The organism is Streptomyces mangrovi, from assembly GCF_900114215.1.
In the GTDB taxonomy this organism is placed as follows: domain Bacteria; phylum Actinomycetota; class Actinomycetes; order Streptomycetales; family Streptomycetaceae; genus Streptomyces; species Streptomyces barkulensis.
On sequence record NZ_FOSG01000003.1, the window covers coordinates 334,541 to 347,032 of the forward strand.

Genomic DNA, 12,492 nt, shown 5'->3' on the forward strand with positions numbered 1-12,492 from the left:
GACAGGCACCGGGGACGCACGGTGCACGGAACCGAAGGAGCGATGCGGTGAGCGCCGACCACACCACGGAACCCACCCGAACCCGGCGACGCGGGCTGACGACCGTCTCGGTGGCCCTCGCCGTCCTGCTGGCCGGAGGCGGCGGCGCGTACTGGGCCTCGACCGCCGGGAGCGGCGGGGCCTCGGACGCGGCCGGGCACAGCGACCGGGACAGGCCCGCGCCGCTGGTCCTGGACGGCTACGGGCAGGCCCGCGCCGCCTCGCCGGAGCGCGGGATCGCGCCCGGCGAGCCCGCCCCCGGCGGCCCGGTCTACAAGGCGTCCGCTCCCCTGCCCGACGGCCCCGACTCGGCTCCGGTCTACCGGCCCGCCGGAAAGGTCGGCCGGCAGGAGGTGGCCGAGCTGGCGAAGGCGCTGGAGGTGCGCGGCGAGGTCCGCGGGGAGGGCGGCTCCTGGACGGTCGGCGGCAAGGACAGGAACCTCACCGTGGACGCCGCCTCGGGCGCCTGGTCGTTCACCGGCGCGGTGCCGCTGAAGGCCGGGGAGATCTCCGAGAAGGAGGCGAAGAGGGCGGCCCGGCCCGTCGTGGAGGCCCTCGGCCTGGAGGGCGCCGAGGTGGACGCCGGGCAGGAGCGGGGCGGACTGCGGATCGTCCGTGTCGAGCCCCGGCAGGACGGGCTGCCCGTCCACGGCTGGACGACCGAGATCGGTGTCGGCCACGAAGGCGCGCCGGCGAGCGGCAGCGGACGGGCGGTCGGGCTGACGAAGGCCGGCGGTGGCGCCGAGTACCCGGTCATGGACGCCGAGGAGACCCTGGCCGCGCTCAACGAGCGCGGCGGCCGGGTGGATCTGGGACTGAAGTGCTCCGGTCCGCCGGAGAAGGACGCCCCGAAGCCGGAGCCGGGGGGCGCCGGGCCGGGGGCCGGGGAGCCGGGAGACGTCCCGCCCGCCGACGGCGATCCTAAGCGGCCGGGCGGTGCGGGCGATCCCGAGCCCTGCGGCCCGGCCGGGGACAGGGAGCCGGTGGAGGTGACGGGGGCGGTGTTCGGGCTGTCGGCTTACTCCTCGCAGGGACGTGAACTGCTCGTCCCCTCCTGGCTGTTCGAGGTGGCGCCGGCGGGCGGGGGGACGCACACGGTGACCCACCCGGCGGTGGAGCCGGAGTTCCTGGCGCCGCCCTCCGCCGGGGACGGCGACGACTCCACCTCCGCGCCGGGCGCCCCGGGCCCGCGTCCCGAGGAGCGGATCAGGACCGCCACCCACGTCGAGGAGTACGGGCCGGGGGACCGCACGCTGACGGTCCACTTCTGGGGCGGGGTGTGCGACGAGTACAGCGCGAGCGCCGAGGAGAGCGCCGGGAAGGTGACGGTGCGGATCACCGGCGAGCCGCGGGAGCCGGGCAGGGCCTGTGTGCTGGTCGCCAAGGACATGACCGTGGAGGTGGAGCTCGACGAGCCGGTGGGCGACCGCGAGATCCTGGACGAGGAGGGCGAGCGGCTGCCCGAGGGCGCTCCGGAGGAGTGAGCGAGGGGGAACGGCACGCCGAAGGCGGCGGTCCCCCGGTCGGGGGACCGCCGCCTTCGGCGTGTCGTGTGCGCCGCGTCGGGCGGGCGGCTCAGCTGAAGGAGTCACCGCAGGCGCAGGAACCCGTGGCGTTCGGGTTGTCGATGGTGAAGCCCTGCTTCTCGATGGTGTCGACGAAGTCGATGGAGGCGCCGCCCAGGTACGGGGCGCTCATCCGGTCGGTCACGACGCGGACACCGTCGAACTCCTTGACGACGTCGCCGTCCAGCGACCGCTCGTCGAAGAAGAGCTGGTAGCGCAGGCCGGAGCAGCCGCCGGGCTGAACGGCGACGCGCAGGGCCAGGTCCTCGCGGCCCTCCTGTTCGAGCAGGCTCTTGACCTTCGCCGCGGCGGCGTCGGACAGGATGATTCCGTCAGTCGTCACAGCGGTCTCGTCCGATACGGACATCTGCTTCTCTCCCGGGTTGTACGGACTGCTCTGCCGCCTGCTCAACAGGCGGCTTCCCGGTTTCATTCCAGGCCGGGCGCGTCTTGCGTCTTTCATGCTCGCATACCCGGCGCCCGGCGGTCACTCCCGCGCGGGCGGGCGGGGGTGCGTCACATTGACGCGATCGGCATCGTCAATATGACGTGAAGGGGTTATGATAGATAGCGTCAATCCGACGAAAAGACCCGCTGAGCCGATGAAAGGGTGCGTGCCGTGAACACCGCCCCGCCTTCCGCCCCCGCCACCCCCGGGGACGCCCTGGACGTCCAGCCGACCCCGCTGGCCCTGCTCCTCCTCGGCCGCGACGCCGACCCGAGGAGCGAGCGCGGAGTGGAGTGCCCCGGCGACCTGCCCTCCCCGTCGGACCCCGGCCTGATCGAGCGCGCCCGCGCGGCCAAGGAGCGGCTGGGCGAGAAGGTCTTCGTGCTCGGCCACCACTACCAGCGCGACGAGGTCATCCAGTTCGCCGACGTCACCGGCGACTCCTTCAAGCTCGCCCGGGACGCCGCCGCCCGCCCGGAGGCGGAGTACATCGTCTTCTGCGGCGTGCACTTCATGGCCGAGTCCGCCGACATCCTCACCTCCGACCGGCAGCAGGTCGTCCTGCCCGACCTGGCGGCGGGCTGCTCCATGGCGGACATGGCCACCGCCGAGCAGGTCGCCGAGTGCTGGGACGTGCTGACCGAGGCGGGCGTCGCCGACGCCACCGTCCCGGTCTCGTACATGAACTCCTCGGCCGACATCAAGGCCTTCACCGGGCGGCACGGCGGCACCATCTGCACCTCCTCCAACGCCGGGCGGGCGCTGGACTGGGCCTTCGGGCAGGGGGAGAAGGTGCTGTTCCTGCCCGACCAGCACCTGGGCCGCAACACCGCCGTGCGGGACATGGGGATGTCCCTGGAGGACTGCGTCGTCTACAACCCGCACAAGCCGAACGGCGGTCTGACCCCCGAGGAGCTGCGGGCGGCGAAGATGATCCTGTGGCGCGGCCACTGCTCGGTGCACGGGCGCTTCACCCTGGACTCGGTCCGCGACGTGCGCGAGCGCGTCCCCGGCGTCAACGTGCTGGTGCACCCCGAGTGCCGCCACGAGGTCGTCGCGGCGGCCGATTACGTGGGTTCCACCGAGTACATCATCAAGACCCTGGAAGCGGCCCCGGCCGGCTCCAAGTGGGCGATCGGCACCGAGCTCAACCTGGTGCGCCGACTGGCGAACCGCTTCGCCCCTGGCCTGCGGCATGGGGAACCCCAGGAGGGCAAGGAGATCGTCTTCCTCGACCGGACGGTCTGCTTCTGCTCGACCATGAACCGGATCGACCTGCCCCATCTGGTGTGGGCCCTGGAGTCGCTGGCCGACGGCAAGGTCGTCAACCGCATCCAGGTCGACCCGGAGACCGAGAAGTTCGCCAAGCTGGCCCTGGAGCGGATGCTCGCCCTGCCGTGATCCCCGGGGATCGCGCCCGGGACGCGGAAGACACGTGACCGGGCGCGGCGCGGTCGGCCAGGATGGCCGTCATGCTGCTGCGCCCGGTACGCGACCGTGAGGACGACGCCCAGGCCGTGCGGTTCGTCGCGGACGCCGCCCTCCTGGCACCGCCGTCCGCCTGCGCCCCGCCGCCCGGTCACGCGCCGCTGCCCGCCGAGGCCGTCCGCCGCCCGCACCACCCCCGCCATCTGGCCCGTACCGACCCCGGCGGCTGCTGGCTGGCCGAGGACGCCGCCGGACGGCCCGTCGGGGTCGTGCTGTCCGCGCGGCGGGAGGGCACCTGGGGACTTTCGCTGCTCGCCGTGCTGCCCGAGGCGCGGGGCCGGGGCGTGGGTGGGGCCCTGCTGAAGCGCACGCTGGAGTACGGCCGCGGCTGCCTGCGCGGGATCGCCCTGGTGCCGCCCCACCCGGTCGCGGCCCGCGTCTGCCGTCGGGCGGGCCTGGAGCTGCATCCGGCCACCCGGCTGACGGGAAGGGTCTCGACCGCCTCACTGCCCGCACCCGACGGCGCGGTGGCCGAGGGCGGCCCCGGGGACCGCGACCTGATGGACTCGGTGGACCGGCGGCTGCGCGGCGGCGCCCGCGGGCCGGACCACGAGGAGCTGCCGCGCCACGCCAGGCTGCTGGTCACCGACGACTTCGCCGGCAGCGGCTACTGCTACCTCTCCGCGCGGTCCGGAGGTCCCGAAGGCCCCGAGGTCCGGGTGGAGCTGCTGGGCGCGACCTCGCGGCGGCTGGCCACCCGGCTGCTGACCGCCGCCCTGGGCGCGGCGGGTGAGGGCCGCCGGGTGCGGATCGAGGGCCTCACCGCCGAGCAGCAGTGGGCGCTGGACGTCGGGCTGGCCGCGGGGCTGGAGCCGGACACCGCGGGCTGGGTGGGGCTGCGCGGGATGCGGCCGCCGTCGCCGTACGTCCCCTCCGCCGCGTTCCCGTAGCGGGCGCCGCCGCGGAGGGCTCCCGGCCGCCTCAGGCGGGGGCGTCGGCGGGGAACAGTCCGTCCTCGCCCAGCATGGCGCGCACCTCTTCCAGCGTGGCGCCGGGCTCGGGCAGGATCAGGTCCGAGGGCTCCAGTGCGTCGTCCGGCAGCGGTGTGCCCAGCGAGCGCACGGCGTCCAGCAGGGCTTCGAGGGTGCGGCGGAAGCCCGCCTCGTCACCGTGCTCCATCTCGTGGAGCAGCTCGTCGTCCAGTGCGTTCAGGCCGGGCAGATGGCTGTCGTCCAGCCTGACCTGCCCCTCACCCATGATCCGTACGATCACGGCGACCTCCTTCCGGGCTTCCCGGAGGACGGGTGCCCGGTACGCCGGGGGTGATGCTCCCCGGCGTACCACTGCCTCTACTGCTTGTCGAAGCGCGGGGCGTCCTGGGACCGCGGCGCCTGCTGGGGCTGCTGCTGGGGCTGTGCGGCCTGCTCCTGCCCGCCCTCGATGGCCTGCCGGTCGCCGCTCGTGCCGCCCGCCAGCTCGGCCTTCATGCGCTGGAGCTCCAGCTCCACGTCGGAGCCGCCGGAGATGCGGTCCAGCTCGGCCGCGATGTCGTCCTTGGCCATCCCGCTGGAGTCGTCCAGGGCCCCGGAGGCGAGCAGTTCGTCGATCGCCCCGGCCCGGGCCTGGAGCTGTGCGGTCTTGTCCTCGGCCCGCTGGACGGCCAGGCCGACGTCGCCCATCTCCTCGGAGATGCCGGAGAAGGCCTCGCCGATGCGGGTCTGCGCCTGGGCGGCGGTGTAGGTGGCCTTGATGGTCTCCTTCTTGGTGCGGAAGGCGTCCACCTTGGCCTGGAGGCGCTGGGCGGCGAGGGTGAGCTTCTCCTCCTCGCCCTGGAGCGTCTGGTGCTGCTGCTCCAGATCGGCCACCTGCTGCTGGAGGGCGGCGCGGCGGGAGAGCGCCTCGCGCGCCAGGTCCTCGCGGCCGAGGGCGAGCGCCTTGCGGCCCTGGTCCTCGAGCTTGGAGGACTGGCCCTGGAGCTGGTTGAGCTGGAGCTCCAGCCGCTTGCGGGAGGTCGCCACGTCGGCGACCCCGCGGCGTACCTTCTGCAGCAGTTCGAGCTGCTTCTGGTACGAGTAGTCGAGTGTCTCGCGCGGATCCTCGGCCCGGTCCAGGGCCTTGTTGGTCTTCGCGCGGAAGATCATCCCCATACGCTTCATGACACCGCTCATGGGCTTCGCGCGCCCCCTTCGAAGACGGACTGAATCTCGCACACCGACAGGTCCCACCCTACGGGCCCTGCTTCCATTACCGCACTGTTCGGGCCCGGATGTGCTCCTCCTCCAGGACGATCGGCGAACGGTGTTTCTCCCGCCCAGGAAGTAGCAGGGGCCGCGGCGACCCGCCGTTGCCGGATCGTTCCCCGTGGGGGTGGGGGTCACACCTGACCGCCCCGTACTCTTGGCTGTGTGTTCCGAAGCCGTTCTCGTGATGAGCAGACCGCGTCCCCCGGCCAGGCCGCGGAGCTGACCAAGCAGCGCCGCGACCCGCAGGCCCCCAAGGGCCGCCCCACGCCCAAGCGCAGCGAGGCCGAGGCGCTGCGCCGTGCCGTGGCCAAGCCCCCGGCCGACCGCAAGGAGGCCTCCAGGCGCGCCCGCGAGGCCCGCCGCGCCGAGCTGGCGCGGCAGCGCGAGGCCCTGGCCGGCGGCGACGAGCGCTACCTGCCGGCCCGCGACCGCGGCCCGGTGCGGCGCTACGCCCGCGACTTCGTCGACGGCAAGTGGCATGTCGCGGAGTTCTTCCTGCCGCTGGCCGTGGTCATCCTGATCCTGAGCATGATGCCGTCGATGCAGGTGAAGAACGCCTCCCTGCTGCTGTGGCTGGGCGTCATCGTGATGATCGTCGTCGACTCCGTCCTCACCGGCTTCCGGCTGAGGAAGGCCCTGGCCGAGCGCTTCCCCGACGAGAACCGGCGGGGCGCGGTGGCCTACGCGCTGATGCGCACCCTCCAGATGCGCCGTATGCGGCTGCCCAAGCCGCAGATCGCCCGCGGCGAGGCCCCGCGCCGCTGACGGTGCGCGAAACCGAGCCCCTGTCCCGACGGAGCAGCGACGGACCACCGGCGGACCCATCGATGGACACAGCCGTACGACACGACGAGCACCACGCGCACCCACCGCGCGACGCCCTGCCCCCCGACGACGCCGTGGGGCAGGCGCTGGTCGCCCGGCAGCTGGACGAGCAGATCGCCTCGCGCTTCCCCGTGGGGCGGCGGCTGCGCGTCCTGGACGTGGCGCTGCGCCACGGGCTGCAGGCGCTGGCCCTGGCCCGCGCCGGGCACGAGGTGACCGGGCTGGAGTCCGACCCCGAACTGGCGGACGCCGTACGCCGGGGCCTTGAGGAGGAGCCGGCGGGCATACGGGAGCGGATGCGCGTCGTCCCGGGCGACAGCCGCAGCACCGGCGCGCACTTCCTGCCCGGCTCCTTCGACGTGGTGCTCTGCCACGGGGTACTGGCTCCCGGTGACGAGGCGGGACCGCTGCTGGCCGGGCTGGGCCGGGTGCTGGCCCCCGGCGGTCTGCTGTCGCTGCTGGTGCCCAACACCGAGGCGGCGGCCATGCGGCCGGGACTGGCCGGCGACTGGGCCGGTGCCCTGGCCCGCCTCGCCCCGCCCGGCCCGGCCGAGCGCGCACTGCGCCGCGAGGCGCTGAACGCCACCCTGGCCGGGATGAGCACTCCGGTGCACCGGTGGTACGGGGTGCGGGTCTTCACCGGTGAGGGCGGTGCCCTGCCCGGCGGCGAGGCCGGGCAGCGGCTGCTGGCCGCCGAGGAGCGGGCCGGGCGCACCGACCCCTACCGCGCGGTGGCGGCGCTGCTGCACCTGTGCGCCGTACGCGGCTGAGCGTCCCGCTCCCGCCCGCGGCCCGCGCGCCCCGTGCGTGTGCCGGGCGTGTCACGGTTTCCGGCGGCCTCCCCGGGGGCACCCGGAGGCTCCGCGGTCCGGTCGTTTCCGGCCGCGGGGTCCGGCGGAAGACCGGCGCAGGACCTGCGGAAGACCAGCGAGGGGGCGCTCGTTCCCATGACCCGTTCCCCACTGCGCGGCGGGCGCCGCGCGGGCGCCGCCGCCCTGTGCGCGGCCGCCGTGCTGTTCACCGGCTGCACCGGCTCGGACTCCTCCGGCGGCGCCGGCGCCTCGCCCTCCCCCAGCGCCACCGTCCCCGTGCCGGCCACGGCCGGCGATCTGCAGGAGTCCTTCCAGAAGGTGGTCGACCAGGTCCTGCCGTCCGTCGTCCAGGTCACCACCGGGGAGGGACTGGGTTCGGGCGTGGTCTACGACGGCGAGGGCCACATCGTCACCAACGCCCATGTGGTGGGCGACGCCGAGCGGTTCCGGATCACCATGGCCACCGGGCGGGACGAGCTGGACGCGGAGCTGGTCGCCAGCTACCCGGAGGAGGACCTGGCGGTGGTGAAACTCACCGATCCGCCCCCCGGCCTGCGCCCGGCGACCTTCGGGGACTCCGGTGAGGTGGACGTCGGCCAGATCGTCCTGGCCATGGGCAACCCGCTGGGGCTGTCCTCCAGCGTCACCGAGGGGATCATCTCGGCCACCGGCCGCGCCATCAGCGAGGGCAGCGCCGAGGCCACCATCGGCAACCTGATCCAGACCTCGGCGCCGATCAACCCGGGCAACAGCGGCGGTGCGCTGGTCGACCTCTCCGGCCGCGTCATCGGTGTGCCCACCCTGGCCGCCCGCTCCCCCGGCGGGAACGGCGGCACTGCGCCGGGTCTGGGCTTCGCCATCCCCTCCGACACCGTGCGGCACCTGGCCGACCAGATGATCGAGCACGGCGAGGTGGTCGACTCCGACGAGGCGGCGATCGAGGCGACGGTGCGCACCGTCCTGGGCGAGGACTACCGGCCCGCCGGGGTCGCGATCGTGCAGGCCCAGGAGGGCGGCGCGGCGGACGAGGCCGGGCTCCGGGCGGGTGATGTGATCGTCGGGCTCGGCGGCGAGGAGATCCCGGACACCACCGCGCTGGCGGAGGCGCTGGCCTCCCGCGAGCCGGGTGACAGGGTGGAGGTCGTCTACCGGCGCGACGGCGGGGAGCGGAGCGTCACGGTCACCCTCGGCGAGCGCTGACGGGCCCCGCGGTACCCGGACGCGCCGGCCCCGGACGCACGGATCCCGGGCACGCGGATCCCGGGCACGCGGATCCCGGGCACGCGGGGACCGGTCCCGGAAGGAACCGGCCCCCGCCGGTCCCGGGCCCTCAGGCCTCCTCGGCCGCGCTCAGGCTCATGGGCCCGTAGATCTCGGTGCCGTCCTCCAGCAGCCTCACCTGCTCGACACCGCCCTCCAGCAGTTCCCTCCAGGTCTCGCCGATCCAGCTCTCCGCGTCCCCCTGGGTGGAGAACTCCTCCGGCCGGACGGCCGGTTCCGTCTCCGTGCCGTCGGCCTTCTCGAACCGCCACGTCCACGCCATGTGCGCCTCCCCTGTCCCTTGTCCGTACCTTGTCCGCGGCCGGTCCCCGTGCCGTACCGCGCCGGGTGCCGCCGTACGTTCCACAGATCCTGTCCCGCTGTCCGCAGGTTAGGCCCTGCCCGGCCGATCCGCGCGGACCGGCCCGGCCCCCCCTCGCGCGGCGGCCCGGCGGGGCGCGAGACGATCGTGCCGTGGAACTGACTCTGCTCGGCACCGGCGCCCCCGCCGGCCTTCCCCGGCCCGGCTGTCCCTGCGCGGCCTGCGCCACCGCCGCCCGCGCCCGGGCGCGGGCGGCGACCGCGCTGCTCGTGGACGGCGTCCTGCTGCTCGACCTGACCCCCGGCCCCGCTCTGGCCGCCGCCAGAGCGGGCAGCTCGCTGCACGGTGTGCGGCAGGTGCTGCTGTCCCACTCCCCCGAGGGGCCCCGCGAGGGGCCGGCGCCGGAGGTCCCGGCCGGGCTGCCCGCGCCGGTGCGGGTGCCCGACGGGCGGAGGCTGACGCTGATCAGCGGCCACCGGGTGCGGGCGGTGGCGCTGGACGCGCCGGGCACCGGGTACGAGATCGGCGGGCCCGACGGCGAGCGCCTGCTGTACCTGCCGCCGGGGGCCGGGCCCTCGGACCTGCCGTCCGACGGCTCGCGCACCCCGTACGCCCTGGTGCTGATGGACGTCCTGGGCCGTCCCGACGCCCTCGCCCGGCTGCGGGCGGCCGGCGCCGTGGGCCCGACCACGGACGTGCTGGCCGTCCACATCGACCACGACGTGCCGCCCGGCGCGGAGCTGCACCGGCGGCTGGCCGCGGCGGGGGCCCGTACCGAGCCGGACGGCGCCACGGTGGTGGTCGGCGACTACCGGGCGGTCCCCGATCTGCCCCGGCGCACGCTGGTCCTGGGCGGCGCGCGCTCGGGCAAGTCCGCCGAGGCCGAGCGGCGGCTGGCGGCCTTCCCGGACGTGCTGTACGTCGCCACGGGCGGCGGCCGGGACGGCGACCGGGAGTGGGCGGCCCGGGTGGCCGCCCACCGGGAGCGCCGCCCGCCCTCCTGGCGTACGGCCGAGACCTGCGATCTGGTGCCGCTGCTCACCGCCGAGAACGCCCCGCCGGTGCTGGTCGACTGCCTGGCCCTGTGGTTGACCGACGCCATGGACCGCGCCGGCGCCTGGGACGACGACCGCTGGAGAAGCGGCGAGGCCCCCCGCGCGCTGGCCGGGCGGACCGGCGCCCTGGTCGCGGCCTTCCGCGCCGCCTCCCGCACGGTGGTGGCGGTCAGCAACGAGGTCGGCTCGGGCGTGGTGCCCGCCACCGCCGCGGGCCGCCGCTTCCGCGACGAGCTGGGCCGGCTGAACGCGGCGGTGGCGGCCGAGTGCGAGCACGTCCTGCTGGTCACGGCGGGCACCGCCCAGCCGCTGCGCGGCTGAGCGCCGGCCGGGAGCCGTACGGGGAACGGTAGTGTCGCCCCCATGAGTGACGGCAGCCTGAATCTCGACGACTTCGGCGACCTCATCGAACGTCCCGACAGCGGCGTCCGCCGGGACGCCGAGGAGCGGCGCGTCCGAACCGGCCTGCCGGCCGGGGCGCTGGGGCGGCTGGACGAACTGGGCGAGTGGCTGGCGGCGGCGCAGGGCCGCGTTCCCGTGGAGCCCGTCTCGCGGCCGAAGGCCGTGCTGTTCGCCGGGGACCACGGGGTGGCCCGGCTGGGCGTCTCCGCCCGGCCCGCCGGGGGCGCGCACGCTCTGGTGCGCGCCGCCCTGGACGGCACGAGTCCGGCGGCGGTGCTGGCACGCCGTTCCGGCGTGCCGCTGCGGATCGTCGACATGTCGCTGGACTGCGACCCGGACGAGCTGCCCGCGGAGGTCACCCGCCACCGGGTGCGGCGCTCCGGCGGACGCCTGGACACCGAGGACGCCCTGACGGCCGAGGAGGCCGAGCGCGCCTTCCGGGCCGGGATGGCCGTCGCCGACGAGGAAGCCGACGCCGGGACCGATCTGGTGGTCCTGGGCGACATCTCCGTCGGCGGCACCACGGCGGCCGGGGTGCTGGTCGCCGCCCTGTGCGGCACCGACGCCTCCGTGGTCACCGGCCGCGGCGGCGGGCGCATCGACGACCTGGCCTGGATGCGCAAGTGCGCGGCGATCCGCGACGGGCTGCGCCGCGCCCGGCCCGTCCTGGGGGACCAGCTGAGGCTGCTGGCGACCGTCGGCGGGGCGGACCTGACCGCGATCACCGGCTTCCTGCTCCAGTCGGCCGTGCGCCGCACCCCGGTGGTCCTCGACGGCGTGGTCGGGGCCGCGTGCGCGCTGGTCGCCCAGCGCGTGGCGTTCCGGGCGCCGGACTGGTGGCTGGCCGGGTCGGCGAGCGGGGAGCCCGCGCAGGCCAAGGCACTGGACCGGATGGCGCTCGACCCGCTGCTGGACCACGGCGTCACCGCGGGCGAGGGGACCGGCGCGCTGCTCGCCCTCCCCCTGGTCCGGGCCGCGGCCGCGCTGGCGGCGGAGCTGCCGGTGCGCCGGGAACCGGAGGAAGGGGAGGGTTCCGCGGCGGCGGAGCCGGACGCGGACCGGACCGGCGCCGCGCGGATGCTCGACGCCACCTGAGCCCGTACGCCGGCCGAGGCCGGCCGTCCTCTCGCAGGCAGAACGCAGGAGAGCCCGTGGACACCGTCCCGCAGCCGCCGCAGGACCCACCGCCGCGGCATCCGGCGCCCACCGCCCCGCCGCCGCCCACCGCCCCGCCGCCGGCCGGCGTACGGGACGGGGCGCGCTTCGCCTTCGGCACGCTCACCGTGCTGCCGGTCTCCGGGGCCCGCTGGGACCGGGCCGCGGCCCGCTCGGGCATGGTGTGCGCCCCGCTGGTGGGCCTGGTGGCCGGGCTGTGCGCGGCCGCCGCCGGGGGCGTCGCGCTGCTGCTGGGCGCCTCGCCGCTGCTCGCGGCGGTCGCCACCGTCGCGGTACCGGCCGTGCTGACGCGCGGTCTGCATCTGGACGGGCTCGCGGACGTCGCCGACGGCCTGGGCAGCGGCCGCCCGGCCGAGGGCGCGCTGGAGGTGATGAAGCGCTCCGACATCGGCCCGTTCGGGGTGGTCACCCTGCTGCTGGTGCTGCTCGCCCAGGTGGCCGCGGTGGCCGGGGCGTACGCCGCCGGCTGGGCGTGGGGCGCGGTCGCGGTGACCGTCTCGGCGGTGGCCGCGCGCGCCGCGCTGACGCTCGCCGCCCGCGAGGGCGTCCCGGCGGCCCGTCCCGGGGGGCTGGGCGCGGCGGTCGCCGGCGCGGTGCCCCCGCGGGCCGCCGTCCTGACCTGCGCGGCGGTGGTCTCGGCGGCCGCGGGCGCGGGGGCGCTGTGGGGGCCTTACGGGGCCGTGCGGTGCGCCGTGGCGGTCGTGGTGGCGCTGGGCACGGCGCACCTGCTGCTGGCCCGCTGCCGCCGCAGACTGGGCGGGGTGACCGGCGACGTCTTCGGCGCGGTGGGCGAAACCGCTCTCACCACCTCCCTGGTGGTGCTTGCGCTGGGTTGACCCCCCTCGGAGAATTCCGCGGGACGGTCCGTGCTTCCGTCACGCCCCGCCACCGGCTCCGGACGGTTCGCGGAAACCACC

The 12,492-nt window shown here is 75.8% G+C and carries 13 protein-coding genes; 9 read left to right on the top strand and 4 right to left on the bottom strand.

Features of this window, described 5'->3' with window-relative positions; translation table 11 throughout:
• Positions 1-47 precede the first annotated feature (47 nt).
• A complete protein-coding gene (locus BM237_RS06170) occupies positions 48-1,523 on the top strand; it encodes a hypothetical protein (RefSeq protein WP_245793433.1) in 1,476 nt (491 codons plus the stop codon).
• A gap of 91 nt (positions 1,524-1,614) precedes the next feature.
• Here BM237_RS06170 and erpA read toward each other — a convergent pair whose 3' ends face one another.
• Positions 1,615-1,971 carry an iron-sulfur cluster insertion protein ErpA gene (erpA, locus tag BM237_RS06175; RefSeq protein ID WP_093655108.1) on the bottom strand — a complete coding sequence of 119 codons (357 nt, stop codon included), beginning with the start codon at positions 1,969-1,971 and terminating at the stop codon, positions 1,615-1,617.
• 243 nt (positions 1,972-2,214) lie between these two features.
• On the opposite strand from erpA, the gene nadA reads away from it, so the two are divergent.
• The gene (nadA, locus tag BM237_RS06180) at positions 2,215-3,453 is read left to right on the top strand and encodes a quinolinate synthase NadA (protein WP_093848469.1); all 1,239 of its coding nucleotides are present in this window, start codon (positions 2,215-2,217) and stop codon (positions 3,451-3,453) included.
• Between the two features lie 71 nt (positions 3,454-3,524).
• A complete protein-coding gene (locus tag BM237_RS06185) occupies positions 3,525-4,430 on the top strand; it encodes a GNAT family N-acetyltransferase (RefSeq protein WP_093848578.1) in 906 nt (301 codons plus the stop codon).
• Positions 4,431-4,461: 31 nt separating this feature from the next.
• Here the strand turns inward: BM237_RS06185 and pspAA are convergent, their stop codons facing one another.
• On the bottom strand, positions 4,462-4,752 hold the full coding sequence (gene pspAA / locus BM237_RS06190; protein ID WP_093848470.1) for a PspA-associated protein PspAA: 291 nt from the start codon (positions 4,750-4,752) through the stop codon (positions 4,462-4,464).
• Positions 4,753-4,829: 77 nt separating this feature from the next.
• Positions 4,830-5,636: a PspA/IM30 family protein gene (locus tag BM237_RS06195; RefSeq protein WP_093848471.1), complete on the bottom strand. Its 807-nt coding sequence runs from the start codon at positions 5,634-5,636 to the stop codon at positions 4,830-4,832.
• Positions 5,637-5,885: 249 nt separating this feature from the next.
• Here BM237_RS06195 and BM237_RS06200 point away from each other — a divergent pair, with 249 nt between their 5' ends.
• From BM237_RS06200 to BM237_RS06210, 3 genes are all read left to right on the top strand, one after another.
• Positions 5,886-6,488 carry a DUF3043 domain-containing protein gene (locus BM237_RS06200; protein ID WP_093848472.1) on the top strand — a complete coding sequence of 201 codons (603 nt, stop codon included), beginning with the start codon at positions 5,886-5,888 and terminating at the stop codon, positions 6,486-6,488.
• A gap of 62 nt (positions 6,489-6,550) precedes the next feature.
• Complete coding sequence (locus BM237_RS06205; RefSeq protein WP_093848473.1) at positions 6,551-7,318, top strand: class I SAM-dependent methyltransferase; 768 nt, start codon at positions 6,551-6,553, stop codon at positions 7,316-7,318.
• A 177-nt stretch (positions 7,319-7,495) separates the two neighbouring features.
• Positions 7,496-8,560: a S1C family serine protease gene (locus BM237_RS06210; protein WP_093848474.1), complete on the top strand. Its 1,065-nt coding sequence runs from the start codon at positions 7,496-7,498 to the stop codon at positions 8,558-8,560.
• 130 nt (positions 8,561-8,690) lie between these two features.
• Here BM237_RS06210 and BM237_RS06215 read toward each other — a convergent pair whose 3' ends face one another.
• Positions 8,691-8,903, bottom strand: a complete 213-nt coding sequence (locus BM237_RS06215; protein ID WP_093848475.1) for a hypothetical protein — start codon at positions 8,901-8,903, stop codon at positions 8,691-8,693.
• 191 nt (positions 8,904-9,094) lie between these two features.
• Here BM237_RS06215 and BM237_RS06220 point away from each other — a divergent pair, with 191 nt between their 5' ends.
• Genes BM237_RS06220 through BM237_RS06230 form a run of 3 tightly spaced genes read left to right on the top strand, consistent with a single transcriptional unit; the run spans position 9,095 to position 12,411 of the window.
• Complete coding sequence (locus BM237_RS06220) at positions 9,095-10,318, top strand: bifunctional adenosylcobinamide kinase/adenosylcobinamide-phosphate guanylyltransferase (protein WP_093848476.1); 1,224 nt, start codon at positions 9,095-9,097, stop codon at positions 10,316-10,318.
• A 42-nt stretch (positions 10,319-10,360) separates the two neighbouring features.
• The gene (locus BM237_RS06225; protein WP_093848477.1) at positions 10,361-11,494 is read left to right on the top strand and encodes a nicotinate-nucleotide--dimethylbenzimidazole phosphoribosyltransferase; all 1,134 of its coding nucleotides are present in this window, start codon (positions 10,361-10,363) and stop codon (positions 11,492-11,494) included.
• 56 nt (positions 11,495-11,550) lie between these two features.
• Positions 11,551-12,411 (top strand): adenosylcobinamide-GDP ribazoletransferase, encoded by an 861-nt coding sequence (locus BM237_RS06230; protein ID WP_093848478.1) that lies wholly within the window; start codon positions 11,551-11,553, stop codon positions 12,409-12,411.
• Positions 12,412-12,492: the final 81 nt, after the last annotated feature.

Bases quoted from the DNA above. Each gene is read 5' to 3' on its own strand.
- erpA (WP_093655108.1), bottom strand. From the start codon at position 1,971: ATGTCCGTATCGGACGAGACCGCTGTGACGACTGACGGAATCATCCTG.
- BM237_RS06185 (WP_093848578.1), top strand. From the start codon at position 3,525: ATGCTGCTGCGCCCGGTACGCGACCGTGAGGACGACGCCCAGGCCGTG.
- BM237_RS06195 (WP_093848471.1), bottom strand. From the start codon at position 5,636: ATGAAGCGTATGGGGATGATCTTCCGCGCGAAGACCAACAAGGCCCTG.
- BM237_RS06205 (WP_093848473.1), top strand. From the start codon at position 6,551: ATGGACACAGCCGTACGACACGACGAGCACCACGCGCACCCACCGCGC.
- BM237_RS06210 (WP_093848474.1), top strand. From the start codon at position 7,496: ATGACCCGTTCCCCACTGCGCGGCGGGCGCCGCGCGGGCGCCGCCGCC.
- BM237_RS06215 (WP_093848475.1), bottom strand. From the start codon at position 8,903: ATGGCGTGGACGTGGCGGTTCGAGAAGGCCGACGGCACGGAGACGGAA.
- BM237_RS06225 (WP_093848477.1), top strand. From the start codon at position 10,361: ATGAGTGACGGCAGCCTGAATCTCGACGACTTCGGCGACCTCATCGAA.